The organism is Burkholderia sp. AU31652, from assembly GCF_002223155.1.
Lineage (GTDB): Bacteria > Pseudomonadota > Gammaproteobacteria > Burkholderiales > Burkholderiaceae > Burkholderia.
Genome location: NZ_NKFG01000004.1, coordinates 93,202 through 117,218 on the forward strand (window position 1 = coordinate 93,202; position 24,017 = coordinate 117,218).

Here is a 24,017-nt window from a genome sequence, read left to right on the forward strand (position 1 = left end):
TGCCCGCCCGACCGGCGGCGCCACGCGCCGCCCGCCACGACGACTACCGAATCCGACCGCCATGTTCTCCATCATCATTCCGACCTGGAACAACCTGCCGTACCTCAAGCTCGTCGTCGACAGCCTGCGCCGCCACTCCGCGTACGACCACCAGATCATCGTGCACGTGAACGACGGCTCGGACGGCACGCTCGACTGGGTGCGCAGCGAAGGGATCGAGCACACCGCGTCGCCGACCAACATCGGCATCTGCCATGCGGTGAACTGGGCCGCCGCGCGCGCCACGCGCGACTACGTCGTCTACATGAACGACGACATGTTCTGCTGCCCCGGCTGGGACACGGCGCTCGTGCGCCGCATCGAACAGATGCCGACCGACCTCTTCATGCTGTCGGGCACGATGGTCGAGCCGGTCGACACGCGCAACCCGTGCGTCGTGGTCAGCAATTTCGGCCGCGACGCCGAACATTTCGACGCGGCGGGCCTCGTCGCGGCGGCTCCGAAGCTCGTGCGCGCCGACTGGCTGGGCTCGACCTGGCCGCCGACGCTCGTGCACCGCGACTGGTGGAACCGGATCGGCGGCTACAGCAGCGAGCTGTCGCCCGGCATGAGCAGCGACAACGACTTCTCGATGAAATTCTGGGATGCCGGCTGCCGGATCTTCATCGGCGTCGGCGACAGCCTCGTCTACCACTTCCAGCAGAAGAGCACGGGCAAGATCGTCAAGAACGATGGTCGCCGCCAGTTTCTGAACAAATGGGGCATGACCCAGGCGACGTTCGACCGCCACTACCTGCATCGCGGCGAGCCGGCGGGCACGCGCATCGCGCTCGACACGCCGGCCGTGGAAGGCAGCCTGAAGCGCGCGCTGCTGCGCTCGCGGATCAAGCGCGCGTTCAGCTGATCGCGCCCCGAAAACGACACGGAAACGCGCGCTGCTTCGCGTATACTCTGCGCCGTTCGTCCCGGATCTCCCGCCGGGGCGCGCGGCGCGCAGCACGACGTACGCAAGCCGCATTCGTCCATTCGACAGGTTCCGATGCTTTCGTTTTCCGCTCCCGCCTCGCGGCGCCTGACCGCCGCCCGCGCATTCGCCGTCGCCGCGCTCTGCATGGTGCCCGTCTCGACCGCGCTGACCAACGTGTTCTGCGGGCTGTTCGCCGCCGCGCTCGTGATTTCCCCCGAATTCTGGCGTGACCTGCGCTCGTTCGTCACCGACCCGGCCTCGCTCGCGGCGCTGCTGATCCTGGCCGCGCTGGCCGCCAGCGTCACCTATACGGTCGCGCCGCACAACAAGGCGTGGAGCTGGGTCGCCAAGTACGACAAGCTGCTGCTGCTGCCGTTCGCCGTGCTCGCCTTCCGCCATTCGAACTGGGCGCCGATCGTGCGGCGTTGCTGGTTCGGCACGCTGTGCGTGATCCTGCTGCTGTCGACCACCAACTATCTCGGCCTGACCGCGATCGGGCCCGCGCACGCGACCGAGCTGCCGCTGTCACGCGCCTGGGTGTTCAAGAACCACATCGCCGCCGGCATGTTCGGCGCGCTGCTGTTCTACCAGGCGGCCGATCTCGCGCTGGCGGCCCGCACGGCGCTGTCGCGCGCTGCATATGCGGGCGTTGCCGCGTGGTCGCTCGTCAACGTGTTCGTGATGCTGCAGGGTCGCACCGGGCAGGTCATCGCGCTGCTGCTGATCCTCGTCGTCGCCGTGCGTTTCGTGCTGTTGCTGCGCCGGCAATCGGCGCTGCGCGCGGGGCTCGCCGCCGGCGCGTTCGTGCTGGCCGGCATCGCGCTCGTGGTCGCCGCGTGCACGGTTCACAACGGCCGGCTGACGAAGGTCGTGACTGAAGTGCAGCAATACCGGCAGAGCGACGCGGTCACGTCGACCGGGCTGCGCCTCGAGTGGTACAAGAAGGGGCTCGAGTTGTATCGCCAGCGCCCGGTGATCGGCTATGGCGCGGGCGGCCTCGAATCCGAATTCGAGCGGCTCACGGCCGGCAAGACAGCAGCCGCAGGCCAGCTCACGTCGAATCCGCACAACGAATACCTGCTGATGGCCGTGCAGCTCGGCACGCTCGGGCTGGTGCTGTTCATCAACCTGATCGTGCAGATCGCGCGCGGCAGCCGTACGCTCGATCCGCGCTCGCGGCATCTGCTGCTCGGCTGGCTCGCGATCTTCGCGATCGGCAGTCTCGCGAATTCGCTGCTGCTCGATTTCGCCGAAGGGCACCTGATCGTGCTGCTGGCCGGCATCCTGCTCGGCTGCGGCGAGCGCGCCGAGGCGCTGCCGCGCGAAACGTCGGCGATCCGGCGCAGCGCGTAACGCGCAGCGGCCTGCGCTCCGCTGGGGGCCGACTCCGGCCACAGCGGCGTTCTTCACGATCGAGCTTCGACGGAAACGGGCCGGGCCGCTGGCGCGTCGCAAAACAAGCCGCCTGAAACCGGCGGAAAACGCGCGTCGCCCGCGCGTCAGTCGGAGCCGGCGCGGTGCAGTCGCGACGTATCGACGACGGCTTCGGCTGGGCCAGGCGGATTCAGCCCGAGCATCTCGGCCGCCGCCGCTTTCACGCGCTGCGCACCCAGATTGACGAGGCAGTCGCTGCGGCTGTCGACCTTGCGCTCGCAGCCCTCGTGCCGGCACGGCACGCAATCCCCCTCCCCCTGCAGCAGCCACACGTTGCCGTGCCGCCCCGAGCCGCGCAGCGGCCACGGATTCTCGGTCGCCGGCCAGTGCTGCGGCCACGGCCCCCAGCGCACGGGGTCGGACGGGCCGAACAGCGCGATCGTGTCGGTGCCGGTCGCGGCCGCGACGTGCGTCGCGCCGGTGTCGGGCCCGATGAAAAGCCGTGCGCGCCGCACGAGTTCGGCGCTTTCGCCGAACGTCAGGCGACCGACCAGGTTCAGTACATCGCCGCCCGCTTCGGCCGCGACCTGCTCCGCATACTCGCGCTCGCTGTCCGCCGGGCCGCCCGACAACGCGACCGCGAAGCCGTGTTCGCGCAGCCAGCCGATCATCTCGACCCAGCCGTCGAGCCGCCATTGCTTGTAACGGAACATCGGATACGGATGCAGGACGACCAGCGGCTTGCCGGCGCGGATCGCCGGCGATTCGGCCAGCCACGCGTCGAAGCGCGCGCGCCGCGCCGGATCGTCGCCGATGCCGGGCGCGACGACCTCGGACACCGGCTCGATGCCGATCACGGGGGCGAGCGCCAGCGTGCTGACGACCGTATGCGCGGATTCGTGGTGATTGATCGCGATCCCGTTCAGCATCATCCGCGTGAGCCACGTCACGCGGTTCGGATCGACGAGGCCGACTCGCTTGCGGCCCGCGAACCAGCTGTAGAAGCGCGGCCGGTCGGAGCTCAGCGCCGCGCACGCGAGATCGTAGCGGCGCCACATCGACAGCGCGTCGCGCAGCCGCTCGCGGAACCCCGCGCGTTGCGCGACGACGATCACGCGCCGCACGTCCGGATTGTGCTCGAGCACGCCTTCGGTGCCGCGAAACACCAGCATGTCGATCTGCGCTTCAGGCCAGCGGGCCTTCAGCGAACGGACGAGCGGCGTCGTCAGCAGCACGTCGCCGATACGGCGCGGCGCGGCAACGAGGATGGTTCTGGGCGGGCGGGCGGAAGAAAACAGGGCCACGGCGGGTGTGTCTGGCTGGCTGAACAAGGCTGGCAATGTACAGGATTTTGCAGCAGCCGGCGCGACATGGCGAATCGGCCGTCCGGTCAGCCTGATGCGGCCCCGCTCACGAGTTGCTGCGCGGCAGGCGCACCCGTGCGCCGGTGGCGTACGCGGGGCCTGCGATACCCGTGGCGCTACGAAGCGATGGTCATGATCACCGGCGTCGCAGCGGCAGCCGCGGGCTGAGTGTGTGCTGCGTCGGCCAACCGTTCGTCGCGATGGGTGGCCTGCGGCAGCAGGTGATTCACCGCACGCTCGACCGCGTCGACGCCGATCGCATCGACGGTCGCGCCGGCGCGCACGATCACGTGCGGCACACCGAGCGGATGCCAGCGCAGGTATTTCTCGGGACGGTCCTCGAACAGCGCGGCGACGGGCACGCCGAGCGCCGACGCGAGGTGCACGGGGGCGCTGTCGGCGGAGACGATCACATCGAGCAGGCTCGCTGCGGCCACCAGCTCGGCGACCGACGACGGCGCAACATGGCGCGCGCACACGTCGCGCCACGAGTCGCCCTCGGGGGCATGGCCGATGGCCGGGTCGCGGAACACGATCACGTCGGCATGCGGCGCGAGACGCCCGGCGAGGTCGCGCCAACGATCGGCCGGCCAGCGGCGCTCGACCGCCTTGTTCGTGACGAACAACCCGACGCGCGGCTTCGTGCGTGCGCCGAGCAGCCGGTACCACGCGTCCTGCAGCGCGCGGTCGGGATGAACCGACAACGCGAGGCGGTCGACGTCGGCGCGGCCGAGTTCAGGTACGAGCCGGAAACCCGACAACGCCTCGTGGCACATCGGCCGCTCGGCGACATGCTCGGGCTTGCGATCGTCGAATTCCGTCTCGGCATCGTGCCAGCGACAATCCTTCGCGCCGATCTGGCGCGCGAACTGCACGCTGCTGCGATGCATGCCGCCGTTCGGCACGACCACGAGGTCGAACCGCAAGCGACGCAGGCGACGCACCAGCCGCAGCCGGTCGAAGAACGCGCGCATCCGCCCGGGACGGTCGTTGCGCTCGCATTGACGGCTATAGACGTAGGTGTGGATCGTGTCGACGTCCGGGTTTCCGTCCAGCGCGGCCGCGTTGTAGCGGTTCGCGACCACATGGAGTTCCGCGCCGGGCCAGCGCTCCTTCAGCGCGCGGAGAAACGCCGTCGTGCACAGCATGTCGCCCAGAAAATCGATCCGGATCACGAGGATCCGCTGCGTCGGGTTCACATTGGCCATGGTCATGTGGGGACTGTCAGTTTTTGTCGTCGCGACGAGCCATTTCATAGCATCCGGTTCCGGGACGGCCGGGTCGCCTATCGCGGCTCGCCGCACGGATCCGCCCCCGCTTATGTGCGCGATCCCGGCGCAATCTGCCGGACAAGCGGCGGTCAGCGCCGCGTTCGTGCAGCTAGCGCCGGATTGTATAGCGTCCGGATGGCCAGCCCAAGACCCGCTTGCGTGAACCTGCAAAAACGGCCCGCCGCACCGCACGATGGCGATGCGACGGGCCGCATGGCGCGACGGCCGTTCGGCGTAGGCGCGATCAGTACGTGATTTCGACGACGCTGCCGTCGAACGTCGCACGCAGCTCCGCGAGCAGCACGTCGCTCGGCTTCACGCGCCATGCGTCGCCGAGGCGCATTTCACCCTGCGCCCGCGCGTTGCTGTAGTGGACCTGCACCGCAAGCCCGTTCGGCAGCGGCGCCTGCGGGCGACGACCACCATCGCGCCCGCCGCCGCGCGGCGCCGGTGCGTCGACCACGTTCGCCGCCGGATCGTCCTTCGACACGTGCGGCTCGAGCACGCGGCGCAATGCGGCTGCGTCGGCGTTGCCGTTCATCGTCAGCCGGACGGCCTGCGCATAGCGGCTGCGCGCGCGCTCGAGATCCATCACGGTATCGGCCGTGAAGCGGATGCCGCCCGTGAACGCGTCGTTGCGCGCCTGCCCCTGCACGATCAGCAGCTCGTCTTCCTTGAACAGCGCCTTGTTCGCCTCGAACTGCTCGTTGAAGATCGTGATCTCGCACTGGCCCGAGCCATCGTCGAGCAGCGCGATCAGCATCTTGCCGCGCTGGGTCATCTGCGTGCGCAGCGACGCGATGATGCCGGCCACGAGCTTGTCGCGCCCTTCCTTCAGGTCGCCGACCTTCTGTCGCACGAAGCGGCGCACCTCGTCGCGATACGCGTCGAACAGATGGCCGGACAGGTAGAAGCCGAGCGCGCCCTTCTCTTCCTGCAGGCGGCGCTTGTCGTCCCACGCGGGCTCGTCGACGAGCGCATGCGCGTGCGGCGACTCGGCACCCATGTCGAACAGGCCGGCCTGCATCGCGTTCGCCTCGGCCTGGTCGGCCGCTTCCATCGCCAGCGGCACCGACGCGATCAACTGCGCACGGTTCGTGTTCAGCGAATCGAACGCGCCGGCACGGATCAGCGCCTCGACCGTGCGGCGGTTGACGACGCGCCGGTCGATCCGCTCGCAGAAGTCGAACAGGTCGGTGAACGCCTTTTCCTCGCGGGCGCGCAGGATTTCCTCGATCGCGTTCTGGCCGCTGCCCTTCACCGCGCCGAGGCCGTAGCGGATCGTGCGCGAGCGCTTGCCGTCGGCTTCGGCGACCGGCTCGAAGCGGTAATGCGAAGCGTTGATGTCTGGCGGCAGCACGACAAGGTTGTTCACGACGCAGTCGTCGAACAGGATCTTCACCTTGTCGGTGTCGTCCATCGCGAGCGTCATGTTGGCCGCCATGAATTCGGCCGGATGGTGCGCCTTCAGCCACGCGGTGTAGTACGCGAGCAGCGCATAGGCGGCCGCGTGCGACTTGTTGAAGCCGTAGCCCGCGAACTTCTCCATCAAGTCGAAGATCTCGTCGGACTTCTCGCGCGTGAGGCCGTTCTTCGCCGCACCCTCGGCGAAGATCTCGCGGTGCTTGGCCATCTCCTCGGGCTTCTTCTTGCCCATCGCGCGACGCAGCAAGTCCGCGCCGCCGAGCGAGTAGCCGCCGATGATCTGCGCCATCTGCATCACCTGCTCCTGATAGACCATGATGCCGTAGGTCTCTTTCAGGACGGGTTCGACGCGCGGATCCGGATACTCGACCTTCTCGCGGCCGTGCTTCCGTGCGCAGAAGCTCGGGATCAGGTCCATCGGGCCCGGACGGTACAACGACACGAGCGCGATGATGTCCTCGAAGCGGTCGGGCTGCGCATCCTTCAGCATGCCCTGCATCCCGCGGCTTTCCAGCTGGAACACCGCGACCGTGTTGGCCTTCTTCAGGATCTGGAACGAGGCGGGATCGTCGAGCGGCACCTGCGCGAGCGACCAGTCGGCCTTCGACGGATCGAGGCGGCGGATGTAGCGCTCGGCCCAGTCGAGGATCGTCAGCGTCGTGAGGCCCAGAAAGTCGAACTTCACGAGGCCGACGGCTTCGACGTCGTCCTTGTCGTACTGGCTGACCACGCCGCCGTCGTCGCCCTGCGTGTACAGCGGGCAGAAATCGGTCAGCTTGCCGGGCGCGATCAGCACGCCGCCCGCGTGCATCCCGACGTTACGCGTGAGGCCCTCGACGCGCTGCGCGAGATCGAGCAGCTGGTGCACCTCGTCCTCGTGGTCGTAGCGCTCCTGCAGCTGCGGCTCTTCCTTCATCGCGTCGGCGATCGTCACGTGCTTGCCCGGCTTGAACGGGATCAGCTTCGCGATGCCGTCGGTGAACATGTAGCCGAGGTCGAGCACGCGGCCGATGTCGCGCACGGCCGCCTTCGCGGCCATCGTGCCGAACGTGGCGATCTGCGACACGGCGTCCGCGCCGTACTTCTCCTTCACGTACTGGATCACGCGGTCGCGGCCGTGCTGGCAGAAGTCGATGTCGAAGTCGGGCATCGACACGCGTTCCGGGTTCAGGAAGCGCTCGAACAGCAGGTTGTAGCGCAGCGGGTCGAGGTCGGTAATGCCGAGTGCGTACGCGACCAGCGAACCGGCGCCCGAGCCGCGGCCCGGGCCGACCGGCACGCCGTTGTTCTTCGCCCAGTTGATGAAGTCCGCGACGATCAGGAAGTAGCCCGGGAAGCCCATCTTCGTGATGGTCCCGCACTCGAATTCGAGACGCTTGTAATACGTGTCGCGCTGCGCGTCGCGCTCGGCCTCGACCGGATACAGCTGCGCGAGACGGGTCTCGAGCCCTTCCTTCGACAGCTGGACCAGGTAGTCGTCGAGCGACATGCCGTCCGGCGTCGGGAACAGCGGCAGTTTCGGCTTGCCGAGCTCGAGCTTCAGGTTGCAGCGCTTCGCGATTTCGACCGTGTTCGCGATCGCCGACGGCAGGTCGGCGAACAGCGCGACCATGTCGTCCTGCGTGCGGAAATACTGGTCGGTCGTGAAACGCTTCTGGCGCCGCGGGTTCGCAAGGATGTCGCCTTCCGAGATACACACGCGCGCCTCGTGCGCGGTGAAATCGTCGTCGGTCATGAACTGCGTCGGGTGCGTCGCGACGACCGGCAGCTTCAGCGCCGCGGCGAGCGTTGCGGCCTGCTGGATGTACGCCTCGGCGCCCGGCTGGCCGTAACGCTGCAGCTCGATGTAGAAGCCGCCCGGGAACACCTTCGCCCAGCGCTCGGCGTGACGGCGCGCGGCTTCTTCGTTGCCCGCGGCAAGCGCGAGCCCGATATCGCCCTGTTGCGCGCCCGACAGCGCGAGCAGCCCTTTCGAGCGCTCGCCGTCGAGCCAGCTCGCGTCCAGCTCCGCACGGCCGCGGTACTGGTTCGTGAGCCACGCCTTCGACAGCAGCTCGCACAGATTCAGGTAGCCGACCTTGTCCTTGACGAGCAGCAGCAGCCGCGACGGCTTGTCGCGGTCGTCCGGATTGGCGATCCAGACGTCGCAGCCGGCGATCGGCTTGATGCCCTTGCCGCGGGCTTCCTGGTAGAAACGAACGAGGCCGAATGCGTTGCCGAGATCGGTGAGCGCGAGCGCGCCCTGACCGTCCGCGGCCGCCGCCTTGACGATGTCGTCAATGCGCACGATGCCGTCGGCAATCGAGAATTCGGAGTGAACGCGAAGATGGACGAAGCGGGGATCTGACATGGGCGCTATTGTAGCCGCCCCGCCGCGCAGGCTGCCCAAAAAATCCCCGCGCTGGCCGTTCGGCCGATGCGCGCGACCGCACGTCGCGCGGCTGGCCAAACGGCAGGGTGCCGGCCCGGACGCGGTTTGCGGGATAATACGGTTTTTCGAATCCACGCCCCGGCTTCGCACCCTTTTTTGCGGGCCGCCGTGCGGCCGTTTTCCCGTCGGACCATCATGACCATCGTCAACCTCGCCGCCTACCACTTCGTGTCGCTCGACGCGAACGAGCAATGGCGCCCGCTCGTCACCGCCCGCTGCAACGAACTCGGCCTGCGCGGCACGATCCTGCTCGCGCCGGAAGGCATCAACCTGTTCATCGCCGGCACGCGCGAAGCCGCCGACGCGTTCATCGCGTACATCCGCCACGATCCGCTGTTCGAGGGCAAGTTCGCGTCGCTGCAGTTCAAGGAGAGCCTGTCCGACTCGCAGCCGTTCCGCCGCATGCTCGTGCGCCTGAAGCGCGAAATCATCACGATGAAGAAGCCGGCGATCAAGCCGGAACTCGGCCGCGCGCCGTTCGTCGACGCGCGCACGCTGAAGACGTGGCTCGATCGCGGCCACGACGACACGGGCCGCCCGGTCGTGATGCTCGACACGCGCAACGCGTTCGAAGTCGACGTCGGCACGTTCGACGACGCGCTCGACTACCGGATCGACAAGTTCAGCGAATTCCCCGAAGTGATCGACGCGAACCGTGCCGACCTCGAAGGCAAGACGGTCGTGTCGTTCTGCACGGGCGGCATCCGCTGCGAGAAGGCCGCGATCCACATGAAGGAAATCGGCATCGAGAACGTGTACCAGCTCGAAGGCGGGATCCTGAAGTACTTCGAGGAAGTCGGCGGCGCGCACTATCACGGCGACTGCTTCGTGTTCGACTACCGCACCGCGCTGAATCCGCAGCTCCAGCCCACCGAGAACGTCACGTGCTTCGCGTGCCGCGCGGTCGTCACGCCGGAAGCGCAACAGTCGCCGAGCTACGTGCCCGGCAAGTCGTGCCCGGCCTGCGCACCGGCGGCCAGCGCCGCGTAAGCGCGCACTGCCCCGCGTCCCGATGACCGGCTATCGCGGCCGCTTCGCGCCGTCGCCCACCGGCCCGCTGCATTTCGGCTCGCTGGTCGGTGCACTCGCGAGCTGGCTCGACGCACGCGCGCACGGCGGCGCATGGCTCGTGCGCATCGAGGATCTCGACGGCCCGCGCACGGTGCCGGGCGCCGCCGACGACATCCTCGCGACGCTCGCGCATTTCGGCATGACGCCCGACGAGCCGCCCGTCTGGCAAAGCACGCGCGATGCCGCGTATACGGCCGCGCTCGAACGGCTCGTCGCGGCCGGGCTCGTCTATCCGTGCGGCTGCACGCGCAAGGAAATCGCCGATTCGCTGCGCGCCGCGCACGAGCGCCATACGACGCTCGCGTACCCGGGCACCTGCCGCACCGGCCTGCACGGCAAGCCCGCGCGCGCGTGGCGGCTGCGCGTGCCGGACGGCGACGACGCGATCGTCACGTTCGACGATCGCTGGCAGCACACGCAATCGCAGAACCTCGCGACCGAAGTCGGCGATTTCGTGCTGAAGCGCGCGGACGGCCAATGGGCCTACCAGCTCGCGGTCGTCGTCGACGATGCCGATGCGCACATCACGCACGTCGTGCGCGGCGCCGACCTGCTCGACTCGACCGCACGCCAGATCCACCTGCAGCACTGCCTCGGCGTGCCGACACCGCGATACCTGCACGTGCCCGTCGTCGTCGATGCGAACGGCGAGAAGCTCAGCAAGCAGACGGGCGCGACCGCGCTCGAACGCGACGATCCGCTGCCGGCGCTGCGGGCCGCGGCCGCGCACCTGGGCCTCGCGCCCGACGGCACGCTCGCTGGCACGACGCTCGATACGTTCTACGCCGCCGCCACGGCCGCATGGGCGAGGCGCTTCGGGCCGCAGGCCGGCTGACGCACACGGCACACCGGTTTCGCGGCGACCGGGCCTCAGCCGGATGCCGACCGCCCCCCCTCGCCGACGCCACACGCCCGCCTCCCCCATCAAACCGCAGCCCCAATGAAAAACGGGCACACGCTCATCGCATGCACCCGCTTCTGCAGCAGCGCTCGCGCGCCGCGCCGTCACGTCCGCCCGGCTTACGCCGACGGCTTGCGCGGAATCCCGAACCCGCCGAGCAGTGCGGCGACCTGACGCTTCGGCCCCTTCTTCTCGGGCTGCTGCGCAGGCTGCGCGTCGTCCTGCTGCTTCGCCGGCGCCGACGGCTCATACGGCTTCAGGAAGAAATCGTCGACCGGCGCTTCGTGGCGACGGTGATGACCGCGCTCGGAACCGCCCGGACGGCGCCCCGATGCACCGCGATGCTCGTCGCGATCGCGACGGCCGCCTCGTTCACCGCCCCGCTCGCCACCGCGCTCGCTGTTGCGATCGCCGCCGCGGTCGTTGCCGCGCTCGTCGTGACGATGGCGCGCCGGCTTGTCGAGCGCGAGCGTCTGCACTTCGAGCGGACGCTTGATCAGCTTCTCGATATCGGCGAGCTGCTTGCGTTCGTTCGGGCTGCACAGCGACAGCGCGTCGCCCGTCGCACCCGCACGGCCGGTACGGCCGATCCGGTGCACGTAGTCTTCCGCGCTGAACGGCAGGTCGAAGTTGATCACGGCCGGCAGTTCGGCGATGTCGAGGCCGCGCGCGGCCACGTCGGTCGCAACCAACGCCTCGATCTCGCCGCGCTTGAACGCGTCGAGCGCCTGCATCCGCTCGATCTGCGTCTTGTCGCCGTGGATCGCCGATGCGACCACGCCGTCGCGCTCGAGATTGCGCGCAAGCCGGCTTGCTCCGATCTTGCTGTTGCAGAACACGATCACCTGCTTGAGGCCGCGATCGCGCAGCAGCTGCACGACGGCCGCCTGCTTGTCGCCTTCGGCGACGTCGTAGACGATCTGCGTGACGTTCGCGTTCGTCGAGTTGCTGCGCGCGACTTCGATCGTCTGCGGGTTGCGCAGGTAGGTCGACGCGAGCTTCTTGATTTCGCCCGAGAACGTGGCCGAGAACAGCAGCGTCTGGCGTTCCTTCGGCAGCAGGTTCAGGATGCGCTGCAGATCCGGCAGGAAGCCCATGTCGAGCATCCGGTCGGCTTCGTCGAGCACGAGGATCTGCACCTGGCCGAGATTCGCCGTCTTCTGCTGCACGTGGTCGAGCAGGCGGCCCGGCGTCGCGATCAGGATCTCGACACCGCGGCGCAACTCTGCCGACTGCGGGTTCATGTCGACCCCGCCGAACACGACCGCGCTGCGCAGCGGCGTGTGCTTCGCATACGCGTGCACGTTCGCGGCGACCTGGTCGGCGAGTTCGCGGGTCGGCGTGAGGATCAGCGCACGCACCGGGTGGCGCGCCGGAGACGCGCTCGTGTTGGCCTGCGGCAGCAGGCGCTGGATGATCGGCAGCGAGAAACTCGCGGTCTTGCCGGTGCCCGTTTGCGCGGCGCCCATGACGTCGCGGCCGGCGAGCACGACCGGAATGGCCTGCGCCTGGATCGGCGTCGGCGTCGTATAGCCCTGCTCCGCAATGGCTTTCAGGATATCGGCGGCAAGGCCGAATTGATCGAAGGTTGCGTCGACGGGCTTGGCGACAGAATCGGACATGGTGGCGTTTCGCTCAAAAGGCGCGGCGGGGACATCGTGCGTCAGGCCAGCCGGGCCTGCGCTCATCACAATTCGGAAATAGACGGAGCCGCGGCGCGCCGCGCGGCGCCGCTCTGGCGCTTGGGACCGGTTCAATGTGAACGCTGGACGCCAGGCCGTGCGGACTCCGTTCGGCGCGAATGCCGGCGGAAAGGGGCGTATTGTAGCACTGCGCGGCCATCTGTCCGTGACAAGGCGGCGAACGGCCACAACGGCGGTTCGCGCGGCAGGCCCGGGCAGGCCCGCGCGGTAGACGAATGACCCGATCGGACTAGCCCGATGGGCCGGCGGATGATTTCAGGGGTCCGATCCCCGATCGCCTGCGGCCACGCCGCGTATCCGGCCGTCAGGCCCGGGAGCCGGCCGCCGGCCGGCACCGGTTGCGCGATCCACGTTCCCGCCCGGCGCTCAGCCCTTCTTCTTTTTCTTCTCGACCTGCACGCAGTCGCCCAGCAGCGGCGGCGAGCTCTGGTCGGCGATCTCGTCACGCAGCGTCGCTTCCTTGCCCTTCGTCCACCACGTATAGCGGCCGGCCTGGTAGCGCGCGCCCGACGCCGACACGGTGTCGACGAACAGCATCTGCTTCCCGTTGACCGGCACGAGCGCGAAGCTCTGGCCGTTGCCCGCGAGCCAGTACGACACGCGCACCGGCTGCTTCTGGTTCGCGCACTGGTAGACGGTGAACTGACGCGAATCGGCGTCGATCTCTTCGACGGTCAGTTGCGCGGCATGCGCGACGGAAACGGCCGTGCCGGCGAGCGCGAGCGCGGCGAGGGTTTGGCGGATCATGCAGGTCCTCTCACGAGACGGGTGGAAACGCGCCCTCGCGGGGCGCGTGATTATTGTTGGCGATCGGGTCGGGTAGCGTGATCAGGGATCGATGACGTCGGCACACGCGTCGGTCGGTGCGGCCGCGACATGACCGACGAGCGGCACGATCTTGAGCCCGGCCGAGGCCACCCGGCACGGTGCGGCCGCGAGCCCGCAACCCGCGAGGTTCACTGCAAGCGCCAGCGCGACGGCCAGCTTTCCGATACGCAGCCACTTCGGCGTCATCGTCCTCTCCTGATTACGTCAGCGGGCCGACACGGGCCGGACGGCCGCGGCGGCACGCTTCGCGCGTTCGCGGGCTTCGTCGACGGTCGCGCCGGTCGCCAGCGCGACGCCCATGCGCCGCTTCGCGAAACTTTCCGGCTTGCCGAACAGGCGCAAGTCGGCGCCCGGCACGGCAAGCGCGTCGCGCACGCCCTCGAACGCGATCCCGCGCTCGTCGAGCCCGCCGTAGATCACGGCCGACGCGGCCGGCGTACCGAGCGCCGGATCGACCGGCAGCCCCAGAATCGCACGCGCGTGCAGCTCGAATTCCGACTGACGCTGCGACGCGAGCGTGACGAGGCCCGTATCGTGCGGCCGCGGGCTCACCTCGGAGAACCACACGTCGTCGCCGCGCACGAACAGCTCGACGCCGAACATCCCGCGCCCGCCGAGCGCCTCGGTGACCTTGTGCGCGATCTCGCGCGACTTCTCGAGCGCCACCGCGCTCATCGGCTGCGGCTGCCACGATTCGACGTAGTCGCCCGCGACCTGCACGTGACCGACCGGCTCGCAGAAATAGGTGCGGGTGGCGTTCGTCGCCGGATCGATCGCGCGCACGGTGAGCTGCGTGATCTCGTAGTCGAAATCGACGAAGCCCTCGACGATCACGCGGCCGTGGTTCACACGCCCGCCCGCCATCGCGTAGTCCCACGCCGGCTTCACGTCGGCCTCGGTCTTCACGACCGACTGCCCCTTGCCCGACGACGACATCACGGGCTTGACGACGCACGGCATGCCGATCTTCGCGATCGCCGCGCTGAACGCCTCGAACGAATCCGCGAACGCATACGGCGAGGTCGGCAGGCCGAGCTCCTCGGCCGCGAGCCGGCGGATCCCTTCGCGATTCATCGTGAGCTGCGTCGCCCGCGCGGTCGGGATCACTTCGGCGAGGCCGGCCGCCTCGATCGCCGCGAGCGCGTCGGTCGCGATCGCCTCGATCTCCGGCACGATCAGGTGCGGGCGTTCGGCTTCGACGAGCGCGCGCAGCGCGGCGGCGTCCGTCATGTCGATCACGTGCGCGCGATGCGCGACCTGGTGGCCCGGTGCGTCCGGATAGCGGTCGACCGCGACGACTTCGACGCCGAGCCGCTGCAACGCGATGATGACTTCCTTGCCGAGTTCGCCGGCGCCGAGCAGCATGACGCGCGTGGCCGAGGGTGAGAGCGGCGTACCGAGCCGCTGACCGATCTGCATGTGATTACCCGCTTCTGGTGGAGGACGAAAACGGCTCCGATGTTAACACGCGCCACGGCGCCGGTTTTGCGCGTTTCGCCGTGCCGGCAACCGGCCGCGGGCCGCTCGCGAGCAGGCTGCGAACGTTTTCACGCGTGAAGTGTCGGCTCGCCTGCCGCGGGGCGGGTGCGTTACTCTTACGCCTTGATCAGAATCCGATGAGGAACGAGGCTCATGTCCCACCTGTCCGCCGCACGCGCACGCACCGGCCTGCTTCGTCCGTTGCGCGCGCCGCTCTGCGCGTTGACGCTTGCCACGCTTCTCGCCGCCTGCGCGATGCCGACCCACCCCGATTCCGCCGCCCCCGCACCCGACCCGTACAACCCGGCCGCCGTCCAGTTGCTCGACGACACGAGCTGGGAACTCACCAGCTGGCTGAATGCCGACGGCACGCAGCGCGCGATCCCGCACGGCGACAACGGCGAGCCGATCAAGCTCGCGCTGTCGACCGACTCGGGCATCCGGCGCGCCAGCGGGTTTTCGGGCTGCAACCGCTACATGGGCACCTACGCGATCAAGAACGGCCTGTTGAGCTTCGGGCCGCTCGCCGGCACGCGAATGGCCTGCCCGAATACGCTCGGCGGCCAGCTCGAAACCGCGTACCTCGACGCACTCGCCCACGTCGACAAGACCGGTGTGCAGATGCGCGAGCCGCAGCAATTGCAGATCGTGACCACGTCCGGCGCAACGTTGACCTTCACGCACCGGAGCCCCTGATGCACGGCGCGCGCGAAGGCCGACCGACCGCCTTCGCATGGCTGGCACACGCGTGTGCCAGCCACACGCGTCGAGCGGCGTGAATCGGATGCACGCCGCGTTAGAGTCTTGTTCGCCGGCCGGTTAAACTCGGCGGGTCGCGCCACGCGCGCCCCTCCCCACTCCTGTTTCAAAGCATGCACACGGTTGTCTTCGGCTGGTTCGGCATCTCCGCCGTCTGGTTCCTCCTTCTCTTCTGGCGTCTCGTGCAGGCGATGCTGCCTGGCGGTGTCGGGCTTGCCGGCCGCGGCTCGATCCGTCTGTGGCTCGGCTTCGCCGCGGTGTTCGTGGCGAGCTGCACGCTGACGAGCCCGCTGTCGGGCCCCGACACGAACGCGCTCGGCCATGCGTTCTCGGCAGGCTTCGCCCACGTGTTCGGCCCGATCGGCACGCCGGTCGCGATGGTCGTGCTGTTCTTCGCCGGGCTGCCCTGGCTGACCGGCATCGGCTGGCGGCAGTTCGCCGCGTGGGTCGATACGTCGTTCGGCGTCAAGCTGGCGCGCGACGGCGGTGACGACGAAGCGCGCGGCATCGCCGACCTGCCGCGCAGCGCATTGCATCGCGACGACGACATCGTCCAGCCGACCACCGCGCATACCGTCAATTCGATGGCGCCCCGCCAGAACGGCCGGTATTCGCGCCCGACGCTGTGGAAACCCGACCCGCAGGCGCGGCCGAAGCCGCGCAGCAGCACGCCTGCGCGCCCGCACGTGGAACCTGTTGCGCCGTCGGGCTGGTTGAAGCCGGCCGCGCCCCAGCGCAGCATGCCGACACCGCCCGCCCCGATCACGCCGGCCAGCGCGATGCCCCCGCCGACGACCGGCAGCACCGCCAGCCTCGCGCGCGCAGCAGCGAACTCGCAAGTCCCGCGCCCCGATCCAGCCCCGCTTCCTGCCGGATTCCAACCTGTCCGCCCGCGGCCGACTGGCGCGCGACCCGCCACCGCCGCGTTGAAGCCGACACCGCCGCGTACCACGGTCACGCCGCGGCCGGCCACCGCGCAGCCGCAGCGCCCGCCGGTACGCCCTGCCGCCGCAGCAGCAGCCGGTTCGGCCGGCCTGCCGCCGGATGCGGCACGACGTCGCCCGGCGCAGCCAACGCCGGCGCGAGCGCCCCTCTATGCCTGGACGGAAAAGCCCGCCGCGCCGATCACGCCGGCGCCGAGCGTGCACGACACGCTGCGCTCGATCGAAGCCAGCACCGCGCAGTGGGCGACGCTGGGCGGTGCGCAGGACGATGCCGGGCACACCGCGGCGGCAGCGGCAACCGTGGCCGGTGTGGCCGCGACGGCGGCCGGCGTGGCAGCGCCAGCAGCAGCGGCCGTGCCGACCGGGATCACCTCCGCGGCCCACGGCCTCGCGGCGCATGACGCCAGTGCGCCGCTCGCCTACGATCCGGCGCCGACATACGACGACAACGCACCGATCGTGCTCGACGCGTTCAATCCGGCAGCGCCCGCTGTCCATGCACCGGTTGCCGATGCGGGCGCCGTGGCAGTCGACGCCACCGCACCGCACGCGTTGTCGAATTCCGGCATCGCTGATGCCGCGTTCCCGCATCACGCCAATGACGAGATCCGGCACGCAGACGATGTCGCTGCCGCTATCGCACCGGCATCGGGAATCTCGCCCGCGCCGACGTTCGACGCGCCCATCGACCTCGCGCCGTGGGAGGACCTCGCCAGCCAACCGGTTTCCGCGTTCGACGCATCCGCCTGGAACCCGGTCGCCGAGTCATCGACCGATGTGACGGGATCGGAACCGGCCCATGCCGGTTCCGCGCAGCTCGGAAACGAGGCGGTTCACGACCTCGCCGCGAGCAACCCGGCATCCATCGATACCGACGACAAGTACACGGCGCATCCGGCGCCTGCAATCGATCGCACCACATCGGCCAGCGTGCCGCCGGGCATCGCCAATGCACACGCCGACGTGCAACCCGCCGGGAACAGCACGCCGTTCACGGCCCTCCCCTCTTCGCCGATCGCCGAAACGACGCCACGCGCAAGTGTAGAAACCAGGCCGTTTGCGGCGGCGGCACCGGTCGCATCGATTGCCGCACTGGAAGCTGCCAAGTCGGATACGGTGGAACCTGCAGCGCCGCTGGCGGCAACCGCTGAAGGCACCGCACCGGCGACAGCATGGACGTGGACGCCTGCGACGGCGCAACCGGCCCCGACGAATACGCCTGTCACCGCGGAATTGCCGAAATCGCCGGTTGCCGCTCAACCGTTTGCCGCCACGCAAAAGGCTTCGGCAAGCACTGCGTCGCCGCTCGTCGGCACCGCGTACGGTTCGACCGCGCAAGCGCCTGCATCCGCCTCAGGCATTGCGCCTGTCGCCGTTACTGCCTCGTCGGATGGTGTGACCGACACGGCATCCGGTTCGCTGGCTCAACCGGCTGCGTCGACCGTTGCAGCCGTTCCGTCGGCATCTGCGATCGGCGTAACCGGCACTGCGTCGGCTCCGCTTTCGCAGCCCGCCGCTTCGACATCGAACACTGCCCCCGTCGCGCCGGCATCCCCGATCGGCGTGACCGGCGCCACGCCGGCTTCGCTTTCGCAACCAGCTGCGTCGGCAGCGAACACTGCACCCGTCGCGCCGGCATCCCCGATCAGCGTGACCGGAGCCACGTCGGCTTCGCTTTCGCAGCCGACCGCTTCGGCATCGAACACTGCACCCGTCGCGTCGCCATCTCCGATCGACGTGACCGGCACTGCGTCGACCTCGCTTTCGCAACCAGCCGCGTCGGCATCGACCGTTGCGGACACGACTTACGGTTCGTTCCCCCGCGCATCAACACCCGCGTCGCCCGCATCGCCCGTTGCGCCCGCCGCGGCGCCGTCGACGGCCAGCTCGACGGCCTCGGCATCCGGTTCGAGCGCGCCGGCGATCGCTACCACGACGCCCGTGAATGTCGTGTCCGGCTCGGTCGCGGCTCCATCCGCCGCGCCTGCCCCGACACATCCGGCCACCCCATCAGCCTCGTCGACCGGTACGACATTCGGCACCTTTGCCCCCTCAGGCGCAATCGCATCGCAGTCGGTCGCAGGCCTGCCCATGCCGCCGGCCCCTGCCGCCACGACGGCAACGTCCTCCGGCGCAGTCGCACCGATTACCACCGCCGCGGCGCCCCCCGCGCAACCGATCGCCAGCTCGCCCGTCGCGCCAGCCGGCTCGCTGACGTCCTTCGGCGCAACCACTGCGGCGCTGGCTCCGTCGATCGCTTCCGCGCCTGCAGCCGTCGAAGCCACGACGTTCGCCCCCCCGGCCGCCGCGACCTCGTCGCCGGCAAGCTGGTCCGTGTCGAATGTCTCCGCGGCACCGTTAGCTACATCGCCCGTGGCACCGCCGCAACCCGCAGCAACGATCCCCGACGCGAGCCTGTCCGCACTGGCGGCAGTCACGACCGTACCGGCGCCCCCCACTGCCCCGCCGGCCGCAGCAACCACCCAGGTAACCGAACCGACCGCACCTACCGCAGCCGGCTCGCCCGCCCCCGACACCCCCGCGCGCCAGCCGCGCCCGAACGCATTCGAATTCCACGCACCCGCGTCGTTCAGCGTCGAACTGCCGACGCTCGACCTGCTCGAGCCTGCGTCCGCGTCCGGCGACATCGAAACGATCACCGAAGAACACCTCGCGCAAACCGCGCAGGTGATCGAACAGCGGCTGCAGGAATTCAAGGTGCCGGTGACGGTGGTCGGCGCGTCCGCCGGCCCCGTGATCACGCGCTTCGAGATCGAACCCGCGCTCGGCGTGCGCGGCAGCCAGATCGTCGGGCTGATGAAGGATCTGTCGCGCGGCCTCGGCCTCACGTCGATCCGCGTCGTCGAGACGATTCCCGGCAAGACCTGCATGGGCCTCGAACTGCCGAACGCGAAGCGGCAGATGATCCGCCTGTCGGAAATTCTCGAGTCGCGCCCGTACCAGCACTCGGCGTCGCAGCTGACGATCGCGATGGGCAAGGACATCACCGGCCACCCGGTCGTCACCGATCTCGCGAAAGCGCCGCACATGCTCGTCGCGGGCACGACCGGCTCGGGCAAGTCGGTCGCGATCAACGCGATGATCCTGTCGCTGCTGTACAAGGCGACACCCGAGGACGTGCGACTGATCATGATCGACCCGAAGATGCTGGAGCTGTCGGTCTACGAAGGGATCCCGCACCTGCTCGCGCCGGTCGTCACCGACATGAAGCTCGCGGCGAACGCACTGAACTGGTGCGTCGGCGAGATGGAAAAGCGCTACCGGCTGATGTCGGCCGTCGGCGTGCGCAACCTCGCGGGCTTCAACCAGAAGATCCGCGACGCGGAAGCGAAGGAAAAGAAGATCGGCAACCCGTTCTCGCTGACGCCCGAGGATCCGGAGCCGCTGTCGACGCTGCCGCTGATCGTCGTCGTGATCGACGAGCTGGCCGACCTGATGATGGTCGCCGGCAAGAAGATCGAGGAACTGATCGCCCGCCTCGCGCAGAAGGCGCGTGCGGCCGGCATCCACCTGATCCTCGCGACGCAGCGTCCGTCCGTTGACGTGATCACGGGGCTGATCAAGGCGAACATCCCGACGCGCGTCGCGTTCCAGGTGTCGTCGAAGATCGACTCGCGCACGATTCTCGACCAGATGGGTGCCGAATCGCTGCTCGGGATGGGCGACATGCTGTTCCTGCCGCCGGGCACCGGTTATCCGCAGCGCGTGCACGGCGCGTTCGTCGCGGACGAAGAAGTGCACCGGGTCGTCGAGTACCTGAAGCAGTTCGGCGAGCCGCAGTACGAGGAAGGGATCCTCGACGGCCCGACGGCCGACGGCGCGACGCAGGACCTGTTCGGCGATGCGCCGGACGCGGAAGCCGATCCGCTGTACGACGAAGCCGTCGCGTTCGTCGTGCGCACGCGGCGCGCGTCGATCTCGTCGGTGCAGCGGCAGTTGCGCATCGGCTACAACCGCGCCGCGCGCCTCGTCGAGCAGATGGAGGCGGCCGGGCTCGTGTCGCCGATGGGCATCAACGGCAGCCGCGAGGTGCTCGTGCCGGCCGCGGCCGACTGAGCGCGGCGGCCGGTCGGCCGCCGTCAGCCGATACGGGCGCGCCGGGAAACCGGCCGCCCCGACACACGAAGGGCGCTGCATCGGCAGCGCCCTTTTTCATTTACAGCACCGGCACCAGCTTGAAGTCGACCGGCTTGCCGACCGCCACCTTCTGCGGATTCGGGCCGAGCTGCCCCGTTTCGACATTGCGGCTGAACACGTAGAACGTATCGCTGTCCTGGTTGCCGACGATCAGCCACTTGCCGGTAGGATCGATCAGGAACTCGCGCGGCGTCTTGCCGAGGCTCGACTGGCGGCCGACGTGCTTCAGCCGGCCGTCGGCCTGGTTCACCGCGTAGATCACCAGGTCGTTCGCGTCGCCGCGGTTGCTCACGTACAGGAAGCGGCCGTCCGGCGACAGGTGGATCGCGCCGCCGCCGACCTTGCCCTTGAAGCCCGGCGCGGTCATCGACACGGTCTCGACCGGCGTCAGCTTGCCGTCGTGATAGCCGAACACCTCGACCGACGCGTTGAGCTCGCTCGTTACGTACGCGTACCGCCCGTCGGCGCCGAACACCATGTGGCGCGGGCCCGAGCCCGCCTTCACCGGCGTGTAGCGCGTGTCCGTCGGGCTGATCAGCCCGCGGCTGCCGTCCACCGTGTAGCGGTAGCCGTAGATCTTGTCCGCACCGAGATCCTGTACGAACAGATAACGGCCGTCCGGCGAAAACACCGTCGAATGCACGTGCGCGCCGTCCTGGCGGCCCTTCACCGGCCCCGTGCCCTCATGGTGCACGGTCAGCGCGGCCTGGCCGACCGCGCCGTCGTCGCGCAGCGGAAACACCGCGAAGCTGCCGCCGGGATCCTTCGCGACCGAGTAGTTGGCGGTCACGAGGTACTTGCCGTCGGGCGACAGCGCGAGATAGCAAGGATCGTTCCCTTCCGACGACACGCGGTCGATGAAACTCAGCGCGCCCGTCTTCGCGTCGAAGCGGAATGCGCTGATGCCGCCGCGCGTGGTCGCCGGCCCGTCGTCGCCGGGCAGTTCGTTGACCGCGTAAACGGTGCGACCGTCGCGGCTCGGCAACAGGTACGACGGATTCACGGTCTTCGCCGACGACACGGGTGCGACGCTGCCGGTTTTCGTATCGAAGCGGTAAACATAGATGCCGTCGCTGCCGCCCGCCGTATAGGTGCCGACGAGCAGGTTGTAGACGCCGTCGGCCGGGGCGGGCGATTGCTGCGCGAATGCGTGGGTCGCGGAAAGGGAAAGCACGATCGCGAAACCTTTCATCCAGTGAGCGAGCCTAAGCGGGAACCCTCGTGTCGAAGCGCGTGCGTCACGCTCGCGTAAACGGTTGGGCATTGAATCCTCCTTGCGTCGAGTCGCTTCAAGTGTTGAGATAGGACGAAACGCCGGCCGTTCATGCGCTCCGCCGCCCGGCCGAGTATACGGGGCGCGGTGCCGGCGCGTGAAGCCTCGGCCGCCGCCGTCCGCATTGTGAACTCGAATACCCAAGGATCGCCTGCCCATGCCTGCCCTGATCGAAGACTACGCCCTCGTCGGCGACGGCCACACCGCCGCGCTGATCGCTAAAGACGGCTCCGTCGACTGGCTGTGCTGGCCCCGCTTCGATTCGGGCGCCTGCTTCGCGGCGCTTCTCGGCACCCCCGAGCACGGCCGCTGGCTGCTCGCGCCGGCCGCCGACGCCGCGATCACGCACACGACGCGCCGCTATCGCGGCGACACGCTGATTCTCGAAACCGACTACGAAAGCGCCGACGGCGCCGTCACCGTGGTCGACTTCATGCCGCCCGGCAACGGCTGGTCCGAACTGGTGCGGATCGTCGTCGGCCGCCACGGCACGATGAAGATGCGCATGGAACTGGTGTTGCGCTTCGACTACGGCTTCTCGATCCCGTGGGTCACGCAACTGACCCGCGAGGACGGCATGAAGGCGATCGCGGGCCCCGACACCGTCGTGCTGCGCACGCCGGTGCCGCTCACCGGCAAGAATCTCCACACGCTCGCGGAATTCACGGTGAGCGCCGACGAGCGCGTGCCGTTCTCGCTCAGCTATGCGGCGTCGCACCTGCGGCTGCCGCCCGCGCGCGATCCGCTGTCGATGCTCGCGCGCACCGAGAACTACTGGCTCGAATGGTCGGGCCGCTGCCAGGTACAGGGCCGCTACGCGGCCGCCGTGCGCCGCTCGCTGATCACGCTGAAGGCGCTCGCGTACGAGCCGACCGGCGGCATCGTCGCGGCGCCGACCACGTCGCTGCCCGAGAAGATCGGCGGCAACCGCAACTGGGACTACCGCTACTGCTGGCTGCGCGACGCGACGATCACGCTGCTCGCGCTGATGCGCGGCGGCTACTACGACGAGGCGCGCGCGTGGCGCACGTGGCTCGGCCGCGTGATGGCCGGCTCGCCCGAGCAGATCCAGATCATGTACGGGATCGCCGGCGAACGCCGGCTGCCGGAAATGGAGCTCGACTGGCTACCCGGCTACCAGGACTCGAAGCCGGTGCGCATCGGCAACGGCGCCGCGAACCAGCTCCAGCTCGACGTGTTCGGCGAGGTGATGGCCGCGCTGCACCTCGCACGGGTGGGTGGCCTGCAGGCCGACGACACGGTCTGGTCCGTGCAGTGCGCGCTGCTCGACCATCTCGAGAAGATCTGGCAGGAGCCCGACGAAGGCATCTGGGAAACGCGCGGCGGCCGCCGCCATTTCACGTTCTCGAAGGTGATGGCGTGGGTCGCGTTCGACCGCGCGATCAAGTCGGCGGAGATGTTCCGGCTGCCCGGCTCGCTCGACCGCTGGCGTGCGCTGCGCGACCAGATCCATGCCGACGTGTGCGCCAACGCGTGGCACGAAAGCAAACGGGCGTTTGCGCAGAGCTACGGCAGCGACGAGCTCGACGCCAGCGTGCTGCTGATGCCGCTGCTCGGCTTCCTGCCGCCGGAAGATCCGCGCATCGTCGGCACGGTCGAGGCGATCGAGCGGGAATTGCTGCACGACGGCCTCGTGATGCGCTACCGCACGACCGAGTACGACGACGGCCTGCCGCCCGGCGAAGGCACGTTTCTCGCATGCAGCTTCTGGCTGGTCGACAACTATGCGCTGCTGGGCCGGATCGACGACGCGCACCGCCTGTTCAGCCGGCTGCTTGCGCTGTCGAACGACCTCGGGCTGCTCGCGGAGGAGTACGACCCGGTGGCCGGGCGGCTCGTCGGCAACTTCCCGCAGGCGTTCTCGCACGTGGCGCTCGTGCATACCGCGATGAACCTGATGCACCACGAGGACGCAATGGCGCGCGCAGCCGGCCAGCCCGCGCCGGCCGTCGCGACGGGGCGTTGAACGGGGGCGCGAGCGGCTTGGTCAGATAACGTCAAATCGCAAAACTTTGATGAAAAATCGGGGAAATGTTGCATTGCACCAC

General features: G+C 68.9%; 15 protein-coding genes. 7 read left to right on the forward strand and 8 right to left on the reverse strand.

Annotated elements, in window-relative coordinates:
* The first annotated feature begins 61 nt into the window (after nt 1–61).
* Nucleotides 62–904 carry a glycosyltransferase family 2 protein gene (locus CFB40_RS12780; RefSeq protein ID WP_089431526.1) on the forward strand — a complete coding sequence of 281 codons (843 nt, stop codon included), beginning with the start codon at nt 62–64 and terminating at the stop codon, nt 902–904.
* Nucleotides 905–1,039: 135 nt separating this feature from the next.
* Complete coding sequence (locus CFB40_RS12785; protein ID WP_089431527.1) at nt 1,040–2,320, forward strand: O-antigen ligase family protein; 1,281 nt, start codon at nt 1,040–1,042, stop codon at nt 2,318–2,320.
* Nucleotides 2,321–2,466: 146 nt separating this feature from the next.
* Here the strand turns inward: CFB40_RS12785 and CFB40_RS12790 are convergent, their stop codons facing one another.
* The 3 genes from CFB40_RS12790 to dnaE all read right to left on the reverse strand — a co-directional run bounded on the left by CFB40_RS12790 (nt 2,467) and on the right by dnaE (nt 8,751).
* A complete protein-coding gene (locus CFB40_RS12790) occupies nt 2,467–3,645 on the reverse strand; it encodes a glycosyltransferase family 9 protein (protein ID WP_089426016.1) in 1,179 nt (392 codons plus the stop codon).
* A gap of 176 nt (nt 3,646–3,821) precedes the next feature.
* Nucleotides 3,822–4,913, reverse strand: coding sequence for a glycosyltransferase family 9 protein (locus tag CFB40_RS12795; RefSeq protein ID WP_089426017.1), 1,092 nt, complete (start codon nt 4,911–4,913; stop codon nt 3,822–3,824).
* 307 nt (nt 4,914–5,220) lie between these two features.
* A complete protein-coding gene (gene dnaE / locus CFB40_RS12800) occupies nt 5,221–8,751 on the reverse strand; it encodes a DNA polymerase III subunit alpha (protein ID WP_089426018.1) in 3,531 nt (1,176 codons plus the stop codon).
* Between the two features lie 216 nt (nt 8,752–8,967).
* On the opposite strand from dnaE, the gene CFB40_RS12805 reads away from it, so the two are divergent.
* Together CFB40_RS12805 and gluQRS are read left to right on the forward strand one after the other, a co-directional pair.
* Complete coding sequence (locus CFB40_RS12805; protein ID WP_089426019.1) at nt 8,968–9,822, forward strand: sulfurtransferase; 855 nt, start codon at nt 8,968–8,970, stop codon at nt 9,820–9,822.
* A gap of 22 nt (nt 9,823–9,844) precedes the next feature.
* A complete protein-coding gene (gluQRS, locus tag CFB40_RS12810; RefSeq protein WP_089426020.1) occupies nt 9,845–10,738 on the forward strand; it encodes a tRNA glutamyl-Q(34) synthetase GluQRS in 894 nt (297 codons plus the stop codon).
* Between the two features lie 185 nt (nt 10,739–10,923).
* Here the strand turns inward: gluQRS and CFB40_RS12815 are convergent, their stop codons facing one another.
* The 4 genes from CFB40_RS12815 to purT form a co-directional block, all read right to left on the reverse strand.
* The gene (locus tag CFB40_RS12815) at nt 10,924–12,492 is read right to left on the reverse strand and encodes a DEAD/DEAH box helicase (RefSeq protein WP_089431529.1); all 1,569 of its coding nucleotides are present in this window, start codon (nt 12,490–12,492) and stop codon (nt 10,924–10,926) included.
* Between the two features lie 381 nt (nt 12,493–12,873).
* Entirely contained in the window at nt 12,874–13,254 is a 381-nt protein-coding gene (locus tag CFB40_RS12825) for an MliC family protein (protein ID WP_011352779.1), read from the reverse strand.
* A gap of 81 nt (nt 13,255–13,335) precedes the next feature.
* Nucleotides 13,336–13,521 (reverse strand): DUF6726 family protein, encoded by a 186-nt coding sequence (locus CFB40_RS12830; protein WP_089426022.1) that lies wholly within the window; start codon nt 13,519–13,521, stop codon nt 13,336–13,338.
* Between the two features lie 18 nt (nt 13,522–13,539).
* On the reverse strand, nt 13,540–14,754 hold the full coding sequence (gene purT, locus CFB40_RS12835) for a formate-dependent phosphoribosylglycinamide formyltransferase (protein ID WP_089426023.1): 1,215 nt from the start codon (nt 14,752–14,754) through the stop codon (nt 13,540–13,542).
* Nucleotides 14,755–14,967: 213 nt separating this feature from the next.
* On the opposite strand from purT, the gene CFB40_RS12840 reads away from it, so the two are divergent.
* A complete protein-coding gene (locus tag CFB40_RS12840) occupies nt 14,968–15,510 on the forward strand; it encodes an META domain-containing protein (RefSeq protein ID WP_089431531.1) in 543 nt (180 codons plus the stop codon).
* A 176-nt stretch (nt 15,511–15,686) separates the two neighbouring features.
* Nucleotides 15,687–20,594, forward strand: a complete 4,908-nt coding sequence (locus tag CFB40_RS12845) for a DNA translocase FtsK (protein WP_089431533.1) — start codon at nt 15,687–15,689, stop codon at nt 20,592–20,594.
* Between the two features lie 100 nt (nt 20,595–20,694).
* Here the strand turns inward: CFB40_RS12845 and CFB40_RS12850 are convergent, their stop codons facing one another.
* Nucleotides 20,695–21,939: a lactonase family protein gene (locus CFB40_RS12850; protein ID WP_089431535.1), complete on the reverse strand. Its 1,245-nt coding sequence runs from the start codon at nt 21,937–21,939 to the stop codon at nt 20,695–20,697.
* A 166-nt stretch (nt 21,940–22,105) separates the two neighbouring features.
* On the opposite strand from CFB40_RS12850, the gene CFB40_RS12860 reads away from it, so the two are divergent.
* On the forward strand, nt 22,106–23,935 hold the full coding sequence (locus CFB40_RS12860) for a glycoside hydrolase family 15 protein (RefSeq protein WP_089426027.1): 1,830 nt from the start codon (nt 22,106–22,108) through the stop codon (nt 23,933–23,935).
* Nucleotides 23,936–24,017 lie beyond the last annotated feature (82 nt).

Bases quoted from the DNA above. Each gene is read 5' to 3' on its own strand.
- CFB40_RS12780 (WP_089431526.1), top strand. From the start codon at position 62: ATGTTCTCCATCATCATTCCGACCTGGAACAACCTGCCGTACCTCAAG.
- CFB40_RS12785 (WP_089431527.1), top strand. From the start codon at position 1,040: ATGCTTTCGTTTTCCGCTCCCGCCTCGCGGCGCCTGACCGCCGCCCGC.
- CFB40_RS12795 (WP_089426017.1), bottom strand. From the start codon at position 4,913: ATGGCCAATGTGAACCCGACGCAGCGGATCCTCGTGATCCGGATCGAT.
- dnaE (WP_089426018.1), bottom strand. From the start codon at position 8,751: ATGTCAGATCCCCGCTTCGTCCATCTTCGCGTTCACTCCGAATTCTCG.
- CFB40_RS12805 (WP_089426019.1), top strand. From the start codon at position 8,968: ATGACCATCGTCAACCTCGCCGCCTACCACTTCGTGTCGCTCGACGCG.
- gluQRS (WP_089426020.1), top strand. From the start codon at position 9,845: ATGACCGGCTATCGCGGCCGCTTCGCGCCGTCGCCCACCGGCCCGCTG.
- CFB40_RS12815 (WP_089431529.1), bottom strand. From the start codon at position 12,492: ATGAGCGCAGGCCCGGCTGGCCTGACGCACGATGTCCCCGCCGCGCCT.
- CFB40_RS12825 (WP_011352779.1), bottom strand. From the start codon at position 13,254: ATGATCCGCCAAACCCTCGCCGCGCTCGCGCTCGCCGGCACGGCCGTT.
- CFB40_RS12830 (WP_089426022.1), bottom strand. From the start codon at position 13,521: ATGACGCCGAAGTGGCTGCGTATCGGAAAGCTGGCCGTCGCGCTGGCG.
- purT (WP_089426023.1), bottom strand. From the start codon at position 14,754: ATGCAGATCGGTCAGCGGCTCGGTACGCCGCTCTCACCCTCGGCCACG.
- CFB40_RS12840 (WP_089431531.1), top strand. From the start codon at position 14,968: ATGTCCCACCTGTCCGCCGCACGCGCACGCACCGGCCTGCTTCGTCCG.
- CFB40_RS12845 (WP_089431533.1), top strand. From the start codon at position 15,687: ATGCACACGGTTGTCTTCGGCTGGTTCGGCATCTCCGCCGTCTGGTTC.
- CFB40_RS12850 (WP_089431535.1), bottom strand. From the start codon at position 21,939: ATGCCCAACCGTTTACGCGAGCGTGACGCACGCGCTTCGACACGAGGG.
- CFB40_RS12860 (WP_089426027.1), top strand. From the start codon at position 22,106: ATGCCTGCCCTGATCGAAGACTACGCCCTCGTCGGCGACGGCCACACC.